The 16,845-nt window shown below is 38.5% G+C and carries 16 protein-coding genes; 8 read left to right on the forward strand and 8 right to left on the reverse strand.

Going from position 1 to position 16,845, the window contains the following annotated elements; all coding sequences use genetic code 11:
• The first annotated feature begins 371 nt into the window (after positions 1–371).
• From J663_RS09575 to J663_RS09585, 3 genes are read left to right on the forward strand one after another with little or no spacing between them, the layout of a single operon-like run.
• Entirely contained in the window at positions 372–1,613 is a 1,242-nt protein-coding gene (locus J663_RS09575; RefSeq protein ID WP_033849352.1) for a YagK/YfjJ domain-containing protein, read from the forward strand.
• A 1-nt stretch (position 1,614) separates the two neighbouring features.
• Positions 1,615–2,595 carry a hypothetical protein gene (locus J663_RS09580; RefSeq protein ID WP_033849354.1) on the forward strand — a complete coding sequence of 327 codons (981 nt, stop codon included), beginning with the start codon at positions 1,615–1,617 and terminating at the stop codon, positions 2,593–2,595.
• A gap of 18 nt (positions 2,596–2,613) precedes the next feature.
• Complete coding sequence (locus J663_RS09585) at positions 2,614–2,886, forward strand: pyocin activator PrtN family protein (protein ID WP_033849356.1); 273 nt, start codon at positions 2,614–2,616, stop codon at positions 2,884–2,886.
• On the opposite strand, the gene J663_RS09590 is transcribed toward J663_RS09585, so the two are convergent.
• Positions 2,870–4,018, reverse strand: a complete 1,149-nt coding sequence (locus J663_RS09590) for a tyrosine-type recombinase/integrase (protein WP_033849358.1) — start codon at positions 4,016–4,018, stop codon at positions 2,870–2,872. The genes J663_RS09585 and J663_RS09590 overlap by 17 nt on opposite strands.
• Before the next feature lie 134 nt (positions 4,019–4,152).
• Here J663_RS09590 and dusA point away from each other — a divergent pair, with 134 nt between their 5' ends.
• From dusA to J663_RS09605, 3 genes are all read left to right on the forward strand, one after another.
• On the forward strand, positions 4,153–5,169 hold the full coding sequence (gene dusA, locus J663_RS09595; RefSeq protein WP_033849360.1) for a tRNA dihydrouridine(20/20a) synthase DusA: 1,017 nt from the start codon (positions 4,153–4,155) through the stop codon (positions 5,167–5,169).
• A gap of 336 nt (positions 5,170–5,505) precedes the next feature.
• A complete protein-coding gene (locus J663_RS09600; protein WP_033849361.1) occupies positions 5,506–6,015 on the forward strand; it encodes a hypothetical protein in 510 nt (169 codons plus the stop codon).
• Between the two features lie 178 nt (positions 6,016–6,193).
• Positions 6,194–6,589: a hypothetical protein gene (locus J663_RS09605; protein WP_081404700.1), complete on the forward strand. Its 396-nt coding sequence runs from the start codon at positions 6,194–6,196 to the stop codon at positions 6,587–6,589.
• Between the two features lie 31 nt (positions 6,590–6,620).
• Here the strand turns inward: J663_RS09605 and J663_RS09610 are convergent, their stop codons facing one another.
• On the reverse strand, positions 6,621–7,520 hold the full coding sequence (locus tag J663_RS09610; RefSeq protein ID WP_081404691.1) for a LysR family transcriptional regulator: 900 nt from the start codon (positions 7,518–7,520) through the stop codon (positions 6,621–6,623).
• A 96-nt stretch (positions 7,521–7,616) separates the two neighbouring features.
• Between J663_RS09610 and J663_RS18905 the strand changes: the two genes are divergently transcribed.
• Positions 7,617–7,739 (forward strand): hypothetical protein, encoded by a 123-nt coding sequence (locus J663_RS18905; RefSeq protein WP_002117232.1) that lies wholly within the window; start codon positions 7,617–7,619, stop codon positions 7,737–7,739.
• A gap of 64 nt (positions 7,740–7,803) precedes the next feature.
• Here J663_RS18905 and J663_RS09615 read toward each other — a convergent pair whose 3' ends face one another.
• Positions 7,804–8,565 carry a ThiF family adenylyltransferase gene (locus J663_RS09615; RefSeq protein ID WP_033849367.1) on the reverse strand — a complete coding sequence of 254 codons (762 nt, stop codon included), beginning with the start codon at positions 8,563–8,565 and terminating at the stop codon, positions 7,804–7,806.
• 110 nt (positions 8,566–8,675) lie between these two features.
• On the opposite strand from J663_RS09615, the gene J663_RS09620 reads away from it, so the two are divergent.
• The gene (locus J663_RS09620) at positions 8,676–9,431 is read left to right on the forward strand and encodes a hypothetical protein (protein ID WP_033849370.1); all 756 of its coding nucleotides are present in this window, start codon (positions 8,676–8,678) and stop codon (positions 9,429–9,431) included.
• Positions 9,432–9,477: 46 nt separating this feature from the next.
• Here the strand turns inward: J663_RS09620 and acnA are convergent, their stop codons facing one another.
• From acnA to J663_RS09645, 5 genes are all read right to left on the reverse strand, one after another.
• On the reverse strand, positions 9,478–12,234 hold the full coding sequence (acnA, locus tag J663_RS09625; RefSeq protein WP_033849372.1) for an aconitate hydratase AcnA: 2,757 nt from the start codon (positions 12,232–12,234) through the stop codon (positions 9,478–9,480).
• A 124-nt stretch (positions 12,235–12,358) separates the two neighbouring features.
• The gene (locus tag J663_RS09630; protein ID WP_033849373.1) at positions 12,359–13,171 is read right to left on the reverse strand and encodes a TatD family hydrolase; all 813 of its coding nucleotides are present in this window, start codon (positions 13,169–13,171) and stop codon (positions 12,359–12,361) included.
• Entirely contained in the window at positions 13,171–14,112 is a 942-nt protein-coding gene (locus J663_RS09635; protein WP_033849375.1) for an RsiV family protein, read from the reverse strand. Before J663_RS09635 ends, J663_RS09630 begins: the two co-directional genes overlap by 1 nt.
• A 90-nt stretch (positions 14,113–14,202) precedes the next feature.
• Positions 14,203–15,045, reverse strand: a complete 843-nt coding sequence (locus J663_RS09640) for a hypothetical protein (protein ID WP_033849376.1) — start codon at positions 15,043–15,045, stop codon at positions 14,203–14,205.
• Positions 15,046–15,114: 69 nt separating this feature from the next.
• Positions 15,115–16,707 carry a peptide chain release factor 3 gene (locus J663_RS09645; protein ID WP_005066204.1) on the reverse strand — a complete coding sequence of 531 codons (1,593 nt, stop codon included), beginning with the start codon at positions 16,705–16,707 and terminating at the stop codon, positions 15,115–15,117.
• Positions 16,708–16,845: the final 138 nt, after the last annotated feature.

Below are 16,845 nucleotides of genomic sequence, written 5' to 3' on the forward strand. Positions count from 1 at the left end.
TTTAAATGCTGCGTAACGCAGGACATCGTAACTTTTAAAAAGTCCTCGTATTACCGTCATTTTTTGGTAGAGCATTCTCGGAGTAAAGTGCAATCGGCTTTTCGGTTTAAATACAATTGTAATAAGTAATATTAGATATATGTAATTAATCTACTAGATACTTATTGTCATAAGCAGTGTGCCTTAGCAAATACTGCTTATGGATTAGATTGATTTAAGTGTGTATCCATGTGAGATGAATACACTCCAGATAGATTAGCCAATACCCACTCTACGCCTACCCTAATGGACATTTCTAAACGATGTCCATAGGGAGAGCTTTTACCTCATGACGCCTGATACGTAATTAATTATTTGTATGTAGGTATATTATGAAATCTTTGAACACCAACACCTTAGCTAAACCAACTCTTCCACCTGTCGCACAATTCTTAGATGCAGATAGAGATGCGTTCATAGAACAACTCAAGGAAGATTTTTCAACTCATGAATACATGATAGAAAACGGTAAGACTCAAACATTCAGAACGAGTATCCCCCCTGAAGTTGAAACAATGCTCAGTCGTATTGAGTTCATCAAGTATTTTGAGAAAGTGCGCCCAATCGCGACACTAAAATCTATTCAAAGTTTTAAGGGCAAAGAGCAACTACGTGTTGAGTATGCGAAAGATATTCCACTTTTGCTGAAAAACCAAATTGCGACAATCTTTGTATTTGCTCACTCTGGTAATTACAAGATGGGCATAGAGTTACAGGCCTTTAAGGATTCATTCTTAGAACTTTCAAAGGAAGAACAATATACCCTTTATGAATTTTCTCTGATCAATCAGTGTTACACATCTGAACAGGCTCAGGCTTATGTTGCAGCTTTAATTAAATTTCAGGAACTGTTTGCAGCAAGAATGAGTAGTGTCTCAATTCGTAAACAACTTTCGAATCGTGCTAGTAATCGACGCCGTTCTAAAAAGCGTTGTGTTGAGCTTGTAGAGACTCTACTCAAAATCCATTCTCGAATCCTTGTTGTTCGAGTAGACCTAGGATTAATACGCGATCCAGCTAAGCTTCAACAACTTGCTATCTCAACTGATTTTGCTCAGGCTGAGCATGATAGTGAGTTTATGCAAGAGTCTTTTATTCGGTTCTATGATGCATCTAAGCATAATCAGCTTAAGCATGCGCTCGGGTATATCCTGCGTATCGAACACACCCCAACCAAGGGATTCCATGGACATCTTTATTACTTCTTCAATGCCAATGACCATCGTGAGGACATCACGTGGGGGCAATATATTGCTGAGAAATGGAAAGTTGCTACAAACAATCTTGGGACTGCTTTTATCTGCAATATGAAGAAAGATGAGTACCGCTATCGTGCCTTAGGCATTTTGGAGTATACCGACCATGAAATGCTTAAGAATCTTAAGGCTACGTTTGACTACATATGCAAAAATGATCAGTACTTCGCCTTTACTAATGGAGAACAAATTCGGAGCTTCCGAACCAGCCAAATACCAAAAGTTCCTGCTACCAAACTTGGCCGTCCACGCAAGTTCGAGCAACTTAACCTACTAGACTCTGATCAGTCAGATGATGCTCAAGTAGGAGGACAGTAACATGACTAAGTACGCATCAGATGCTTTACTTGCAGCTACACATTCGTCATGCAGCATTCAACCTATTTGGGCTTACGATCTGATTGGTTCTGAGAAGTCAGCAAAAGCTCTTGGGAGATCAAAAACTACGAGTATGTTTGCAAAACAAAATTCTCAAAATAGTAATCAGGCATTATCTCTCAGTAAACCTGTTGAGTTGATTAGATCAGCATATCCATTAGTGACAGGCTCCCCTGTCACTAATGGGATGTTATCTGTTCGGCTAAAGCCAGAGAACGAATTGTTTATTCAGTTTATTAAACATATGGGGCCTATGCTTAATGGGGGGATTTACTGCCATGATCAGTATTTTTCTAATCAAATTACGGGCTACCAATATATGCTCAACACTAGGCAGTTTAATGAGGATTTAACAGCTTGGAATACAGAACAAAGTCGTGCTGAAGAGTTATTTGATTCGACAATGAAGGTTCTATTCAAAGGCTACGCAGGCTTCGAAACACATGAGCTATATTTGCCAATGCTATTTACGCTTTCAGCGAATACTCCAATGTATTCAAAACAACAATATTTAGATCAGCAGAAGAAAGATATGATCGCCATTTTCCTTAATGAAGGTGGTAATAATGAGATTATTGCCGTATTTTCCAAATGGGAACTTACCCTACAAGGACAATTAGCTCTAAAACTGGTGTTCTTACTTGAACGTCAGTTTATAGATGATCCTTTTGGTTTGTCTGATGAAAATGCTTTCATTGCCCTACAAGGTAATCTGGAAGACCTGTTTAATTGCAAAGCATATCCTGTACCAATGCCATTAAACGGTTTTATACAAACCAATCGCTTTTTTAAAGATGATCCAAAGTACAGAGACCTTATTAAGTTACTTAAAACATACCTAGTTGGCACCGATACAATCCTTCGAATCTGGGATACGCAGTCTGGTTTCGATGTTTTGTATTCTAAATTTAAAGCTAGTTAGTTCAGGAGCGATTTCACAATGGGAGTATTTCAGTTAAATACCGCTGATTACCTGTTCATGAAATATCGCACTATGACTGTTGAACTTATGACGGTAGTACAAGAATATTACCCTCATTTAAGTAAGGCGGAAGCGCTGAGAAAGGCAAATAATCAAGAATTTCCTTTCTCAGTCTTTAAAATAGATCCAAGTAAACGTGCACCATTTCTGGTACACGTCCAAGACTTGGCTGGTATTTTAGACAAAAAGTATTCTGAAGCTGCTAAAGACTTTGCTACGTTTCATCAATGAGGCGTAGCACCTCTTCTAATTGAATTACATTTCGCCTTGATTTCACAGAAACATAACGCTGTAAGCTGCTCCAAGAATCATGCAAACTTACTTTCTGAATTTCAGGTATTGTAAAACTCTGTTCTGCCAGTCTCGTACAACCTTCATGTCTTAAATCATGAAAGTGTAAATCTTCAATTCCCAATATTTTACATCCATCACGAAATTCTTTTCCTATGCTTTTCGGATTCAAAGGCAATAAGAGCTGATCATCATAGCCCAATTGGAGCATACGGCTTCGCACTTCATTATCTAATAAAAGCTCAACTATTGTTTTACATGGCTCCAACACCTCAAAAGACTTATGATTGCCTTTTGAACCATTTGGATTTTTCAAATCATGAACTTTCCATGAAGAGTGATAAGAGTCATAATCTTGCAGCCACAAGCGTGTTAACTCTGCTTCACGTCTGCATGAAAAAATTGCTAACCAAATAATTAAATGCATTGGATACTTAGTACCATATTTATTTAATTTCCAACGCTCAGCAAAAAGTTTTGTTAAAGCAATTAACTCTTCATTTGTAGGAAGTCTATCTCTCACTTTGCTAGACGAGATTTGGCGAGTTTTTCTAAGCTGTGCTGTAGCTTTATCGAAGCTACTTAAATCAACTTCCATACCCCACATAACAGATGCATGAGACAGAACACCTCTAATATGTAAAAGCTCATGCTGCTGTGTACTTGTTGCAATAGGGTCTAAACCAAGATTAGGCACGCCTCTCCGTCTTAGAGCAACATGCTCAGCCAAATGTATTGAATGTATTTTTGTGATAATATTGCGCGCGATTGGCAACTTCTTAATTAAGAGTAGAGAATAGCGTTTCGTCCTTCCGTACTCGCTCCCAACTTCATCCAAATATTTATCAATGGCATCTGACAAAGTTAGGTCAATCAGTTGTTCTTTGCCAAGTAATATATCTGGATTTTCTTGAATCTCGACTTCTCTTTTTTTAAGCCAGTTCTCTGCCACCTTTTTTGAATGAAATGTTTTGCTTTCAGAATAAGCTGGATAGCCCTTTTTATTGATCCGGATAGCAGCTCGGTAACTAACACTTCCATCTGCACCTTTTCTGGCAGTAATTGACCCCATAAATTTACACCATGAACCATTTTTTCCATTATGGTGTAAACTTTGGTGTAAATGCAAACCGATTAACGCAGCTAAACATGAGTTCTCACAGATTCAAACAGGTTACAAAACACTGATTAAAGGTATGATTTTTAATGACTATTGATAAAACCATTGAAACTATTAAATCTCCAAGAATCAGTGTAGCTCCGATGATGGACTGGACTACAAAGGACTACCGATTCTTTGCACGCTTGTTTAACCCAAACGTTGTGCTATACACCGAAATGGTGACTACAGGCGCGATTTTATTTGGCGATGCAAAACGTCATTTAGACTATAACGCTCAAGAACACCCAATCGTATTACAACTTGGCGGTTCAAACCCACAAGAGCTTGCCACTTGCATAAAAATGGCCGAAGACTGGGGTTACGATGAAGTCAACCTCAACGTAGGCTGCCCAAGTGACCGCGTACAGAACAATAAAATCGGTGCATGTTTAATGGCAGAGCCAGACTTGGTGGCTGAATGCATTCACAGCATGCAAAAGGCGGTTAATATTCCTGTCACAGTAAAGCACCGTATCGGTATTGATGACATGCAGTCTTACGAAGAAATGCTACACTTCGTAGACACCGTTGCGGCAACGGGCTGCACGCACTTTGTCGTCCATGCCCGTATTGCGATATTAAAAGGTTTGTCTCCGAAGGAAAATCGAGAAGTCCCTCCTTTACGATACGAAGATGTATACCGCTTAAAGCAAGAACGCCCACATCTGACTATTGAAATTAACGGCGGTATTAAAACGTTTGCCGAAACTCAAGCTCATTTACAACATGTTGATGGTGTCATGATTGGCCGTGAAGCCTATCACAACCCTTACCTACTCGCTGAATTGGGACAGCTTTGGAACTTAGAAGCACCAGACCGTTTCGATATTATGGAACAAATGCTGCCTTATATTGAGCAACGTATGGCTGAAGGTGCACCCCTTTCAATCATTACACGTCATATTTTAGGTTTATTTCAAAACTTACCAGGTGCTCGTAAATGGCGTCAGGCGCTAAGTGGCGGAAATGCAAAAACTTTAGCCGATGTTGAAACTGCAATTCAGAACATGCGAGCAGCCATGATTCGCACTGAAGAGTATGTAAAAGAGCAGCAAGTTTAAGTTGGCGACGACTTCTTAAATTGTAAGAAAATGTGGCATTTTAAATCAGAGACTTAGATTTTGAGTATATTCGCAAATGTTGGAACAAAATATTCAAATTTAAGCTCTGATTAGTTATTTATTTACAATGATATCAATAATTTAAATTTCACTATTTTTAACCACCTCTTTTGATAAGTATCTTTTCGCTCCAAGGCAGACACCTCTGGAAAAAAGATACGTTATTACATAACATAAACAAAACTTTTAAGATACGCCTATTAGTATCTCTGAACGCCACAGGTAGGTGGTGATTTTTTTTAATATGGATATGGGTAGCACGGTAGAGATTTCACGATGATTATTTATGACGGACAAGTAGCTGATAATTACATGTATCAGGATTCAAATCAGGCAGCCATTGTTGTATCGCACAGCGCACCCAGCCTACCTTATCCTTTCACCATGAAACCCAATAATCATCAAACTAAAACTTCAACCAACCCACCGATCGATGTAGAAAAGTTTGTAGAAAAATTAGAAAGCGTTACCTCTAGACGCAGTAAAGCTAGATGCGCACGTAGTATCCGTCTTGCACTCGAATCTGCTGGTGCTAATGTTGAAAACCACCCAATCGCAGCTTCAGATTGGGGCGATACCCTCAAAAAGATTGGCTATAAACAAATTGATCCAGCCTTCGACGAACCTCAAGAAGGTGACATTTACATCATTCACAGAACCCGCAACCACGTTTATGGTCACATTGCAGGATACACTGGAAGTGAATGGGTCTCTGACTTTAAACAAAATAGCTATGACGTCTATAAAGATGACAGCGTAACTTATACCTATTATCGACTAGGGTAATCTACCTAAGAACTAGATGTTCAATTGCTTTAATTGTTTCAAACAACTGATCAAACGAGTGTTTTAAACCCAGCTTGGCTTCTTTTTTGCTTTATTTTCATATTGTAATTATCAAAAATAATGATGGAACTTTATGAAAAGAATACTGCTGAGCTTCTACTTACTGACATCGTTTAGCATGACTTATGCCGCCCCTGATACAAACATTATAGAGGTTTTTAAGAAAGTACCCGAAAAACGGATTTATCAACCTCAATATTTATTAAAAGGGACGACTCCTCAAGCTCGAATCCATGTGATACGAAAACAATATTTAAATGGAATACTAGACTGTCCTTCTGTGATTTATCACGACAAGAAGAAAATTCTATCTTTGCACTCATTTGAAGAAGCAATATTTTATCTAGAGCCGGATCGTTACTATATTCGCTATGCGGTTAACAATAGTGGTTGTATCAATTTGGAATTCTACCAGCATAAACGCCCCAAAATGGACATTCTATCTCAGGAACGTCCGTTAGAAGGTGATACCGAATATACATTTTCTATTAGTGAGCACATTGGGCCACAATAATTATTTCAGCAGAAGTTAAACATATTGCCTCTCAAACTTGCAGCAGATGGTAGATCTGCTCAACATAATGCTGAATCAGATCACTCTGGTTTGTTCTATAAGCCAAAACCACTTCAGATAAAAGATTCTTATTTTCTAGAGGAATCAATTTTACATTTTTGGGTAATATTTTCTCAAACTCTTGGGGAACAATGCTAATACCCAAATTTGCAGCAACTAACTGTAATTGGTTTAGCTTACGTGATTGGATCGTCGCTGCTTTAGGCCAGAAGCCAGCCCCTATACACAAGTTTGAGACTAAATAACTCAAACCTCCCCGCTTAGGATGTGGAGTCGAAACAAAATATTCATCTTTTAAATCTTTTATCTGGATACTTTGTGTTTCTTTAAATTTAGGATGATCAATATAAACAGCTGCAAATAATGGCTGTTCATATAGTTTCAAGGTCGTTATTTCTTCAAGGCTATGCAGAACTGGCGGTCTAATCAAACCAATATCAATTTCCCCATTCAGTAAAGCCAAAATCTGATGCTCAGATGACAAGGTATTTATCTCAAAATTGATTTGTTGCGTTAAGCTAATTTCTTTTAATATCTGAACCTTTTTATTATCCATAACAATACTGCTCGAGTGAGCAATTTTAATCTGGCGATTTTTCCCTTCTGCAATATTCTTAGAAACTCCAATGATCTCATTTAAATAATGCATATTATCTTTTATTTTTTTATAGAAGACTTCTCCTGCCGCCGTGAGTTTTACTTTCTTATCAGTACGATCAAATAACTGAAAATCAATTTCTTCTTCTAATAATTTAATTTGCCGACTTAAAGCAGACTGAGCTATGAATAGCTTTTCAGAAGCCGCAGTAAAGCTTCCTTCTTCAACGATTTTTATGAAATATTGGAATTGTTTTAATGTGAGCATAACCATCTCAAAATTAGATTATTAGGTCTATTTTCTATATTAGATTAGATAGATAGCCTTCGCTAGAATTTTATCAAGACCATTCAATTGATTGAATTATTCATGAAGTATTTAAAAGGGTTTGTCATTTTCACCGTTGTTGTTCTAATTTTATGGTGCTTTAAATTTTATGATCAGCAACTACCCACACAGCCCCAGCAAGACAACATAGAGCTGTATGATTAAATAGTTTCTCTCAAAAATAAAAAGGCATGCACTCACATAAGCACATGCCTTTTCAATATTTAAATTAGGCTTTCTTTAAATCAAGCTTTTTCAAAACTTCAGCCACAGCAATCATCGCAAAGCTTGAAGTCACCACTACCGCTGAACCATAGCCACCACAACGTAATCCCGCCGATGGGCAAACATCTGCACTAGAAAATGGGTTATCGATTGAGTAAATACAGGTAATGCCAAATTTCTCTTTTGGCTTTTTACAGATACCTCGAGCACGAAGCTGGCTACGGAGCTTAGCTAACATTGGGTCTTGTTCTGTTTTTGATAAATCAGCTACGCGGATTTTAAGTGGATCGAGCTTACCACCTGCTCCGCCCGAAACAATCAAAGGAATCTTATTAAAGCGGCAATGCAGCATTAAAGCCAGTTTTGCTTTAACGTCATCGATGCAGTCCAAAACAATGTCTGGTACAGGGTTTAAAAGCTCTGTGACATTTTCAGGCGTTAAGAAGTCATCAATAATATTAACTTTAATATGTGGGTTAATTTGGCGACAACGCTCCGCCATAATTTCAACTTTTTCACAGCCCAGAGTTGAGGTCATGGCAGGTAGCTGACGGTTTACATTTGATGCTGCAATCACATCCATATCGACTAATGTAATCTCACCAATACCTGTGCGTGCTAAAGCTTCTACCGCCCAACTGCCGACACCACCAATACCAATCACCATCACATGACTTTTTTCATAGTGCTGGAACGATGAATCACCATAAACTTTGGCTACACCTGCAAAACGGCGGTCATATTCATCTTGTTGGAGATCGGTCATTGCTACTCTGTGGGGATATAAAACACGGGAGGTATTTTACCTCAATCAATTGGTATCGCATATCTTTTACGATATTATGAGTGGGAAAAGCTCCTTAGAACTTATTAATAATGAATCAAGAATTTAATCAAAAAATTATCTTATGTATTCCTGGTATTTGGGAAAATCATCAAGCTTTATTACATGCCCTACTTGTTAATGAAACTGGATATATTTATGCGGGCTCAATTATTAAATCTTTAACAAATGAATATTACGCTGAAGTTGAAGAATATGGAAATGATCTAAATGTCAGTGAGGTTTTTAGATCATTTAGTCTAGGTCGTTTTTCTGAAAGCGAATTAAAAAAAATTGAACAACATAATATGGTTATTTATGTTGTTTGTGATGGCGGATCAATAGAGTTAGCACAACAAGCTCTGTTAATAGGTCAGGCCCTCATGAAAGCAGGTGGCTTAGCAATTAAAATTGAGACTTCGGGTCTTATACACCTTAAAAGCGATTGGCTTAGCTATAACGCTGAAAATATATTAGATCTATTTAAAGCCTTTATACCTATTATTTCTGATGATAATTTACTCTACTCTTGTGGAATGCAGCAATTCGGCAAACCAGATGGATGTATAAACCTAAAGGTAGATCAAGCATCCTATATTGTGAATAACTTCTTGTTATATCTTCTTATAGAAAACCCTGAGTTATTAGAAAATCAAACTTTTTCGGCTGATGAAGAATCAGAACCACTAAAGCTTTCCCTAAAAGCATCTAGCGATTTTTTTGATGTAGATTCACTATATTTTAATCCATTCGATGTTTGGGTACTGACGTCATCATTTAGCTGGAAGAAATTATTTAAATTTAGTTAGATTTTCATAAAAAGAAACCCCATATTTTACGGGGTTTCTTTTTTAACTAACCAGCAATCAAATTCCGAAGTACATAATGCAAAATACCACCCGCCTTAAAGTACTCGACCTCATTTAACGTATCAATTCGACATAACACATTAAAATGGCTCGCCACTCCATTTGGTCCTTTGACATCAACTTCAAGAATTTGATGAGGTTCTATGCCATCAGACAAACCTCGAATTGATATCACCTCATGACCAGTTAAGTTGAGAGATTGTCGAGTTTGCCCATCAACAAATTGTAATGGCAACACTCCCATACCTACCAAGTTTGAACGATGAATACGCTCAAAACTTTCAGCAATTACTGCTTTCACGCCTAATAAGTTCGTTCCTTTGGCAGCCCAGTCACGCGAAGAACCTGTGCCATACTCTTTACCAGCAATAATCACAAGCGGCGTATGTTCTTGTTGGTAACGCATTGCTGCATCATAAATAGCGAGCTTTTCACCACTTGGCACATGAATAGTATTACCACCCTCTTCACCACCTAGCATCTCGTTTTTAATACGAATATTGGCAAAAGTACCTCGCATCATGACTTCATGATTACCGCGTCGAGAACCATAAGAGTTAAAGTCTTTTGGTTCAACACCTTGCTCTTGCAAATATCGACCTGCTGGGCTGTCTTTTTTGATGTTACCTGCTGGTGAAATATGGTCAGTTGTTACCGAGTCACCAAGTACTGCCAAGATACGTGCCTGTTCAATATTCTTAATTGGTTTTGGAGGTTCGCCAATGCCCTCAAAGAATGGCGGGGGGCGGATATAAGTCGAATCATCAGCCCATTCATAGGTTTTACTTTTTGGAATCTGAATCGCTTGCCAGCTTTCATCACCATCAAAGACCGCAGCATATTCTTTATGGAACATGTCTGTATTTACTTTCTGTAAGACAGCATCAATTTCTGCCTGACTTGGCCAGATATCTTTTAAGTAAACAGGTTGTCCATCTTTACCCTGCCCAATAGGTTGCGTAGTTAAATCAGTACGAATATTACCCACAAGACCATAAGCGACTACCAAAGGTGGCGAAGCAAGCCAGTTTGTCTTAACTAATGGGTGTACGCGTCCTTCAAAATTACGATTACCAGAAAGTACAGATGCAACATTTAAATCATGGCATTGGATTGCTTCTTCAACTGGTTCGGGTAGTGGACCTGAGTTACCAATACAGGTTGTACAACCATATCCCACCAAGTTATAGCCCAACTCATCTAAATACGGTGTAAGCCCAGCAGCCAGCAAATAATCCGTCACCACCTTCGAGCCTGGTGCAAGTGAACTTTTCACCCATGGTTTACGCTGCAAGCCTTTTTCAATCGCTTTTTTTGCAAGCAAACCTGCGGCTAGCATTACACTTGGGTTAGAAGTATTGGTACAAGAGGTAATCGCTGAAATAACAACATCACCATGAGTTAATGGATACTCTTTTCCTTCAATCACACATGACGGACTTTCATGCTGGATATTTGCTTTTTTTGCCTCTACGGCTGTGCCACCACCGCCTTCATTTTCTAAACGCTCTTTAGCTTCTTTAGCCGGTTTTAGCGTTAACTCCATTAAAGCATTAAAGGTTTTCGGCACATCAGATAAAAGAACTTTGTCCTGTGGACGTTTTGGACCAGCTAGACTTGCCTGAACCGTGCTCATATCTAAACTTAAAGTATCTGTAAAAACAGGTTCATCACCAGGGTTACGCCATAAGCCTTGTGCTTTGCTATAGGCTTCAACCAGTTCAATACGATCACTTTGACGACCAGTTAATTTCAAATATCCCAATGTCACTTCATCAATCGGAAAGAAGCCACAAGTCGCACCATACTCTGGCGCCATGTTGGCAATGGTTGCACGGTCAGCAAGAGGTAGATCGGCTAAGCCATCTCCATAGAACTCTACAAATTTACCCACGACACCTTTTTGACGAAGCATTTGAGTAATAGTCAGCACCAAGTCTGTTGCAGTAATCCCTTCTGGTAATTTTCCTGTCAATTTAAAACCAATGACTTCAGGAATCAGCATAGAGATGGGTTGACCCAACATAGCTGCTTCGGCCTCAATCCCGCCAACACCCCAACCTAATACACCTAAACCATTGATCATGGTGGTATGGGAGTCTGTACCAACTAAGGTGTCAGGGAAAGCAAAGGTTTGTCCATTATCTTCACCTAGCCACACCGCTTGAGCCAAATATTCTAAATTGACCTGATGACAAATCCCCGTACCCGGCGGCACAACACTAAAGTTATTAAAAGCAGATTGCCCCCAACGCAAAAATTGATATCGCTCGCCATTACGCTGCATTTCAATCTGAACGTTTTCTTCAAAAGCCTGATCATCAGCAAAATGATCCACCATCACCGAGTGATCAATCACTAAGTCTACAGGTGATAACGGATTAATTTTTTCAGGATCGCCACCTGCTTGTGCCATTGCAGCACGCATTGCAGCCAAGTCAACTACAGCGGGAACACCGGTAAAATCTTGCATTAGAACCCGTGCAGGTCGATATTGAATTTCTTGATCGGAACTACGGTTTTTTAGCCACTCAGCTAAAGCATGAATGTGTTCCGTTTTAACACTATGTTGATCTTCAAACCGTAATAAGTTTTCCAACAGTACTTTTAATGATTTCGGCAGTCTGGCAATGTCACCTAGCTTTTTCTCGGCTTGGGTTAAGCTAAAAATCTGATAATTGCTGGAACCTACTGTTAGCGTCTGTAAAGCATTAAAACTATTGATATTGCTATACTTAGCCATTGGGTTATCCTCCCATGTCTGGCAATGTTATTTTTCACGTTTTTACATGTTGTTTTCTTACTTTAAGCTTCTTTTCTAATCGCTGTGTTTTGTTTTAGTTACTATTTCTAATCTTTGATTTTTATTACGATAATTTCAAAGCAGATTGAGAGTTTTTCCACAGCAACTCAGCTAAATCTGACTCAGGCATGTTTAAATTTTCGGCCAAACTTTGTAAAACATAAGGCAAATTAACAGGGGTATTACGAGTACGCTGTTCAGTTGAGGTTTGACAACAAAGCGGTGTCATATCTGGGCAATCTGTTTCAATCACCAAGTGCTCGGCACCTATAGCATTTACCACAGTATGAAGCTTTTTCGCATTTGGGTTGGTAATTTGCCCCGTTACACCAATTTTAAAACCAAGCTTAATAAGGCCCTTTGCCTCTTCTACCCCACCACTAAATGCATGAGCAATGCCTCCCAATTTAAATTTTTGAGATTTTAATATAGCAAGCACATCACCATGCGCTTTTCGAATGTGGAGCAACACTGGTTTTTGGTATTGGGTTGCCAGCTCTAACTGATCAGCAAAATATTGTTTTTGCTTTGCATATACATCTGGCTTTTTATGTTCTTTTAAAAAAGTATCTAAGCCAATTTCACCCACTGCCACACAATTTTCTTGCTGCAAGATGTGTTCAAGATGAGTCAAATGTTCTGGTTGATGCTGCTCAATATAAAACGGATGTAAACCTGGTGCTAAATATGAAGCAGGCACATTTTCCCAGCTTTTTAACTGATGATGAGTTTGCACCAACTCATCAAAACGTGACTGCACAAACCCAATTAAGACTAATGCATCAACTCCAGCTTTTTTAGCATTAAATGCTAATTGTTGCCGATCTTCATCAAAATCGGCAACATCGAAATGGGTATGAGTATCAAACAAATGCATTAGCCAACACTTTTTGCAACTGGTGCCGAAGCTGGTTTAACTTTAGGCTGTGGCAAATATTCCTCTTTCAACACATCTTGCAATTGATCATAAGGAATGACTAATCGAGGGAGTCCAACCACATATGGTCCAATTTCATACTCACCGTATTGAAGGATTAAACCTTGCTCACCCAATAAGAAGTTATTAGATAATTTAAATGGCCATGCTTGTTCATAGTCAGCAACATTATCAGCCAATTTAGAGTCCGTTACCCATGTCTTAAAGGCTTCATGAGCTAACTTCTCTAAAGTTGCTTTTTGCTGAGGGCGTAATAAATCTTCAAGCTTAATTTGCTTTTGCTCTTTTAAATCAAAATTATAATAATGCTGTGCAGCAGAGCCATGAGCCCCTCCTAAATAACTACTACTATTAAGCACTACAGTTACAACTTTACCTTGAGCCTGCAAAATCTTAGGTTTAACTAAAAGATTAATCTGATGATTACTACTTAAAGCTTTTAACTCATTATCTAGATCAATAAATGAATTTGCATAGCGTTGCACCTGTGTATCAAAGCTATTTTTTTGCTCTGCACTCGCTGCCGCTGAAGCTTCTGCTTTTTGTTCCGCTTGCGTATTCTTAGCATCAGGTTCAGCAATTTCTAAAATTTGATTTAATGTATTTAAGATTTGTTGATCTATAATTTTGTCAATAAAAGGAAAATTACTCTGTAAGCGCTCTACCGTAAATTCTGGACAAATTTTACCATCACAATCAGGTAAAACCACCTTACTAGGAATTGTTTCACCCTTCAAAGTCAACTCTACTGGCTTTTGTTCCTCGACTGCTGGTTTCTGCTGCTCTTGAGAATCCTTAGGATCAGCTTTAGGTTGGCATGCTGCCAAAAATATAGCAGAAGCAAGCAAAGTTAAACGCAGTGAAGCTTTAGAAGATAACATCATATTTTGCCTTTTATTCTAAGGAGATTACGCTATGCCTTTCTAAGAAATTAGCGCATATAAATAGAGGTTGCAAATTCTGCTACCATCTTAAAACATTTGTTCATAAACCTCGGGTTGTAATATTTTTTTGGTTTGTTCTTTAGATAAATAAATATCGAGCTGTGGAGCTTCTTTAGTAATCTGGTTTGCCTGATAATGTAAGCCAACACCTTCACCATCAAAGAACCAATCTGCCTGTCCCCAATATAAAGTTTTTGGTGCTTCTTTCTTTATGTCAGCAGTCTGCTTTTTTAACCAGTCTTGATATGCCACCTGCACCATTTGATGCACAGTAGTTTGTTGATCTTTTTTCAAAACATCTAATAAAGTTAAGCTCTTATGCAGTTTTCGGTCAGCCACAAAAAAGTAATAACGGTCTTTAATCGTGAGCTCTTCTTGCTTGGTATCAAGTCCTAATTGCAATAAAACATATTGGTTACGCTGCGATGCAATACGGGTATGAAGATGCAATTCATAAGCCCTATTCTTTGAATATTTATCTTGCCATTCATCAGACTTTTTAACATAAGCATTAATGGCTTGCTGCAAACTTAAGTCTTTTTTCAAATCAATTTGATCTTGAATTACTTTAGCCTGACTTTTCGCGATCCATTCATTTAGCCATGCATCTTGAGTCTTTATCGTTTGAATATCGACATCAATACAATTTTTCTTCTCACAAAATGGCAAAGCATAATCAGCTTTTACTTGTTGTAAGTTTAGAAATGGGAGTACTTCAGCTTTCTCTATATTTTGATTTTGGGTAGAAGCTGATTTCATTTGAGAAGATGATGAAGATTGAAAGCTTTTCCAGACAAAAAGGCAAATAGCTAAAAGTAATATGATTACCGCAACTAAAAGTGCAATAACTGTCTTTCTATTCAAATTCATTTCATCATCCTTTCTTATTTTTCAAAACAAAACAGCTTCTGTTCGAAGCTGTCTGTCAAATCTTAAAGATTAGTGTTCACGTGTGTTACGGAACTGAATATCAGGCCAACGCTCTTGCATAATCTGCAAGTTGACACGACTTGGTGCAAGATAAGTTAAGTGACCACCACCATCGATAGAAAGCTGATCATGCGCTTTTTTCTTAAATTCATTGAGAATCTTGTCATCATCACAATGAATCCAACGAACCGTATTAACACTTACAGGCTCATACACACAGTCAACTTTGTATTCTTCTTTCAGACGGTAAGCAACAACGTCAAACTGAAGTACACCAACTGCGCCCACGATCAAATCATTGCTAATTTGTGGCATAAATACCTGAGTTGCACCTTCTTCTGACAACTCTTTCAAACCTTTTTGCAATTGTTTTGACTTTAATGGATCTTTCAAACGCACACGACGGAACATCTCTGGTGCGAAGTGCGGAATACCTGTGAAATGTAGATTTTCACCACTTGTGAAAGTATCACCAATTTGAATTGTGCCATGGTTATGCAAACCAATAATATCACCTGGCCACGCTTCTTCTAGATGTTCACGCTCACCCGCAAGGAATGTCAATGCATCACTAATACGTACATCTTTACCAATACGTACATGATTCATCTTCAAACCTTTCTCGTATTTACCTGAGCAAATACGCATAAAGGCAATACGGTCACGGTGTTTCGGATCCATGTTGGCTTGAATTTTAAAGACGAAACCAGAAAAACCTTCTTCTTTAGCATCGACAACACGCTCTTGTGTTGGATGTGCTTTAGGTTCTGGTGCCCAATTCATAAATGCGTCTAACACGTGGTCAACACCAAAGTTACCTAATGCTGTACCAAATAGAACTGGAGTTTGTTTACCTTGTAAAAATAATTCGCGGTCTAAAGGCTCATTCGCCATTTGTACGAGCTCAAGTGACTCTTCAAAAGACGCCCAAGCCAGCTCACCTACTTTTTCACGGATATCTGCATGGTCATAGCCATCGCGTACTTCAATATCTGTAATAGTTGAACCAAAGCCTGCTTTGTAGACATACAATTTGTTTTCAAGAATGTTGTATACACCAGCAAAATCACGCCCCATCCCTAATGGCCATGTAATAGGTACACAGCGAATATTGAGAACATTCTCAATTTCATCCAGTAACTCAAGTGGTTCACGAATCTCACGGTCCATCTTGTTTACAAATGAAATGATCGGAGTGTCACGCATACGACAAACTTCCATCAATTTGATGGTACGTTCTTCGACACCTTTTGCACCATCAATCACCATTAATGCAGAGTCAACTGCAGTTAGGGTACGATAAGTATCTTCAGAGAAGTCTTCATGCCCCGGTGTATCAAGTAAGTTAATGGTGTGACCTTTATAAGGGAACTGCATAACAGAAGTGGTAATGGAAATTCCACGCTCTTTTTCCATTTCCATCCAGTCAGATGTAGCTGCGCGGTCAGATTTACGGCTTTTTACCATCCCTGCAACCTGAATTGCTTTACCCCATAACAGTAATTTCTCTGTCATGGTGGTTTTACCGGCATCGGGGTGGGAAATGATGGCAAATGTGCGGCGTTGAGCAACCTGTGCCGCTAACTCATCTTTAAAACTCATGAAATACACCTACTGCGGAGATCGCAGTGCCAAAGACCTAAAGTCGATCAAAATAAAAATTGGCGTAATTGTAGCAGATTTATAGAACTGTTTAATGATTGTTGATAAGCCATGAGTTATTCACAAACTTTTTAGATC

The sequence above is a fragment of the Acinetobacter sp. 826659 genome (assembly GCF_000588515.1).
Lineage (GTDB): Bacteria > Pseudomonadota > Gammaproteobacteria > Pseudomonadales > Moraxellaceae > Acinetobacter > Acinetobacter pittii.